The organism is Cupriavidus sp. R6-3 (assembly GCF_059772245.1).
The window spans coordinates 1-3,918 of record NZ_JCBAJO010000334.1 but is presented as its reverse complement, the minus strand read 5'-3'; the positions used below and the strand labels follow the sequence as shown (position 1 = coordinate 3,918).

At 64.8% G+C, this 3,918-nt stretch carries 3 protein-coding genes; all 3 read right to left on the bottom strand.

All coding sequences use genetic code 11. The features are described 5' to 3' along the window. The coding region (locus AC6EI8_RS25030; RefSeq protein WP_498383194.1) for a biotin/lipoyl-containing protein at window positions 1-237 on the bottom strand (237 nt) is incomplete at its 3' end. Between the two features lie 203 nt (window positions 238-440). After that, entirely contained in the window at window positions 441-3,293 is a 2,853-nt protein-coding gene (locus AC6EI8_RS25025; RefSeq protein ID WP_149319126.1) for a 2-oxoglutarate dehydrogenase E1 component, read from the bottom strand. 402 nt (window positions 3,294-3,695) lie between these two features. Beyond that, window positions 3,696-3,918 (bottom strand): glycerophosphodiester phosphodiesterase family protein (locus AC6EI8_RS25020; protein ID WP_498383193.1); only part of this gene is annotated, 223 nt, incomplete at its 5' end.

Here is a 3,918-nt window from a genome sequence, read left to right as displayed (position 1 = left end):
GGTATCGATCTTGGCAATGACTTCATCGGCCGTCACGGTGTCGCCGTCGTTCTTGACGATCTGCGACAGCACGCCCGCGGAGGGTGCCGGCACTTCGAGCACGACCTTGTCGGTCTCGATTTCGATCAGGATTTCGTCCTGCGCGACCGCTTCACCGGGCTTCTTCTTCCAGTTCAGCAGGGTCGCCTCGGCGACGGATTCGGACAGTTGCGGGACCTTGACGTCAACAATGGCCATGGTGGGAGTTTCCTCGCTAGATGCGTGTATTCAGCGGTATTCGGGGCGAACCGGCGCAGTCGTGATCAAGGGAGCGACTGGCGCGGTCCGATGCGGTTCGAAGCAATGCGATGCGATCGGGGATTGCGGGGCGCAGGCGCAAGCAAAGCGGCAAGCGCAGCGCGGCAGGGCCCGCCAACGGCGCGCCCTGCCCGCACTGGCGCTTACTTGCTCAGCACGAAGCCCTTGAGCTTGGAGAACGCCGCGTCCAGCAGCGCCTTCTGTTGCTCGTTGTGCTTGGCGTAGTAGCCCACGGCCGGCGAAGCCGACGCCGGACGGCCGGCGTAGCCCAGCTTCTGCCCTTCCGTCATGTTCTCCATGATGTAGTGCTGGACGAAGAACCAGGCGCCCTGGTTCTGCGGCTCGTCCTGGCACCACACGATCTCGGTGGCGTTCGGATACTTCTTCAGTTCGGCGGCCACCGCCTTGTGCGGGAACGGATAGAGCTGCTCGAGGCGGATGATGGCGACATCGCTGGCGCCCCGCTCCTTGCGCGTCGCGACCAGGTCGTAATAGACCTTGCCCGAGCACATGATCACGCGCTTGACCTTGCTGGCGTTCAGTTCCTCGTGCTCGCCGATCACGGTCTCGAAATGGCCCTTGGCCAGATCCGACAGCGGCGACACCGCGTCCTTGTTACGCAGCAGCGACTTCGGCGTCATGATGACCAGCGGCTTGCGGAACAGCCGGATCATCTGGCGGCGCAGCAGGTGGAAGATCTGCGCCGGCGTGGTCGGCTGGCAGACCTGCATATTGTGGTCCGCGCACAGCTGCAGGAAGCGCTCGATGCGCGCCGAGCTGTGTTCCGGGCCCTGGCCTTCGTAGCCGTGCGGCAGCATCAGCGTCAGGCCCGAGGCGCGGCCCCACTTGACTTCGCCCGACGAGATGAACTGGTCGATCACGACCTGCGCGCCGTTGACGAAGTCGCCGAACTGGGCTTCCCAGATCACCAGCGCGTTCGGCTCGGCGGTCGAGTAGCCGTATTCGAAGCCCAGCACCGCTTCCTCGGACAGCACCGAGTCGATCACGGTGAACGGGGCCTGGCCTTCCGACACGTTCTGCAGCGGCACGTAGGTGCCCGCATCCCAGCGCTCGCGGTTCTGGTCATGCAGCACGGCGTGGCGGTGCGTGAAGGTGCCGCGGCCGGCGTCCTGACCGGTGATGCGCACCGGATAGCCCGATGCCACCAGCGAGGCGAAGGCCAGATGCTCGCCCATGCCCCAGTCCAGCGGCTGGTCGCCGCGGCCCATGTTGGCGCGGTCCTTGATCACCTTCTCGACCAGCGGATGCAGCTTGAACTGTTCGGGAATCGTGGTGATCCGCTCGGCCAGGCGCTTGAGCTCGGTCACCGGCACGGCGGTGTCGGCGGCGTCGGTCCACTTGCGGTTCAGGAACGGCATCCAGTCGACGGCGAACTTGTTCTTGAAGTTCGACAGCACCGGATCGACCGTGTGCTTGCCCGCGTCCATCGCGGCGCGGTAGGCCTTGACCAGCTCGTCGCCGAAGTCGGCCGGCACCACGTTCTGCGTGGCCAGCTTGTCGGCGTACACCTTGCGGGTGCCCGGGTGCGCCGAGATCTTCTTGTACATCAGCGGCTGCGTGACCGCCGGGGTGTCCTGCTCGTTGTGGCCCAGCTTGCGGAAGCAGATGATGTCGACGACGACATCCTTCTTGAACTCCATGCGGTAGTCGACCGCCAGCTGCATCGCGAACACGACGGCCTCGGGATCGTCGCCGTTGACGTGCAGCACCGGCGCTTCGATCATCTTGACCACGTCGGTACAGTACAGCGTCGAACGGGCGTCGCGCGGGTCCGAGGTGGTGAAGCCGATCTGGTTGTTGATCACGATGTGCATCGTGCCGCCGGTACCGTAGCCGCGGGTCTGGGCCAGGTTCAGCGTTTCCATCACGACGCCCTGGCCGGCGAAGGCCGCGTCGCCGTGCACCTGCACCGGCAGAACCTCGCGATGGCCGGCTTCGCCGCGGCGCTCCTGGCGCGCCTTGGCCGAGCCCTCGACCACCGGGTTGACGATTTCCAGGTGCGACGGGTTGAAGGCGAGCGACAGGTGGACCGGGCCGCCTTCCGTCGACACATCGCTGGAGAAGCCCTTGTGGTACTTGACGTCGCCTGCCGGCAGATCGTCGACGTGCTTGCCTTCGAATTCGGCGAACAGGTCGGCGGGCATCTTGCCCAGCGTGTTGACCAGCACGTTCAGGCGGCCGCGGTGGGCCATGCCGATGACGATTTCCTGCACGCCCTGCTTGCCTGCGCGCTGGATCAGCTCGTCCATCGCGGCGATGAAGCTCTCGCCGCCTTCCAGCGAGAAGCGCTTCTGGCCGACGTACTTGGTATGCAGGAAGCGCTCCAGGCCTTCGGCGGCGGTCAGGCGCTCGAGGATGTGCTTCTTCTTCTCGGCCGTGAACACCGGACGGGCGCGCGTCGACTCCAGGCGCTCCTGCCACCAGCGCTTCTGCGCCTGGTCGCTGATGTACATGAATTCGGCGCCGATGCTGCTGCAATACGTCTCGCGCAGGTTCTGCAGCAGCTCGCGCAGGCTCATCGACTCCTTGCCGAAATAGGTGTTGCTGGCATTGAAGACGATGTCGAGGTCGGCCTCGGAGAAGCCGTAGAAGGCGGGATCCAGATCCGGCAGGGGCGGACGCTCCTGGCGCTTGAGCGGATCGAGGTCGGCCCAGTGCGAACCGATGTTGCGGTAGGCGGCGATCAGCTGGGTCGCGGCGACGCGCTTGCGGCCCATGTCGGCATCGGCCGAGGCGACGATGGTGCGGATCGGGCCCTGCTTGGCGCGCTCGGCGAACGAGGCGACGATCGGTGCGTGGGGAATGTCTCGGGAGGCGGTGCCGTTCGCGGCCGGCACGTTCTGCATCGCGTCGAAGTACGCGCGCCAGTTGTCGGGGACGGAGGCGGGATTCTGGAGGTAGGCTTCGTACAGCTCTTCCACGTACGGCGCGTTGCCGCCGAAGAGGTACGAATTGCTCTGATACTGCTGCATCATGGGGCGCTCACTATTCTTCGGGTATGCCGAAGTTAAGCGGGTTTATCAACCTTCCGCGACACGGCTTGACCGGTTAGCGGATTGCAAACAACTCTTGAAGGCCCCTAAGCAAACGGCACCACTGGGGTGCCGGCGCGCAGAAGCCCGGAAGGGCAAGTTGTGCGGGGAAGGACCTAAGTCTTCACTGCGCGTAAGAATAGCACGTTTGCGCAAACGTCCACCGCTCTTTTCCGGTAGTGCAACACCGATCCAACGATTTCCCGCGGTATTGCGCGCCTTGCCGGTTTTCCCAGCCGAAAACCCCGTTCGCAACGGGGAATGGCTGTTGCGAAATGCCGTCGCTTTCTTTCAGACGGCTTTCATTCTGCTTTTTACCGCTCCGCTTTTACCGCTTTCACCGCTTCATGTTCCGTCGCGCGGCGGGATCCGGTCGACCGCGTCGGTAATCACCGCGTCGACGCCCCACCCCAGCAGCGCCGCGGCACGGTCAGGCTCGTTGACGGTATAGCAGGCGACCCGATAGCCGGCCCGGTGCGCCGCTTCAATCACATCTTGATTCAGTTCCCGATGATTGGCGTCCAGCGCGACGCAGCCCAGCCGCGCCAGCCGGTCCAGCCAGTCGGCG

Coding starts and splice junctions, on each gene's coding strand:
- AC6EI8_RS25025 (WP_149319126.1), bottom strand. CDS start 3,293: ATGATGCAGCAGTATCAGAGCAATTCGTACCTCTTCGGCGGCAACGCG.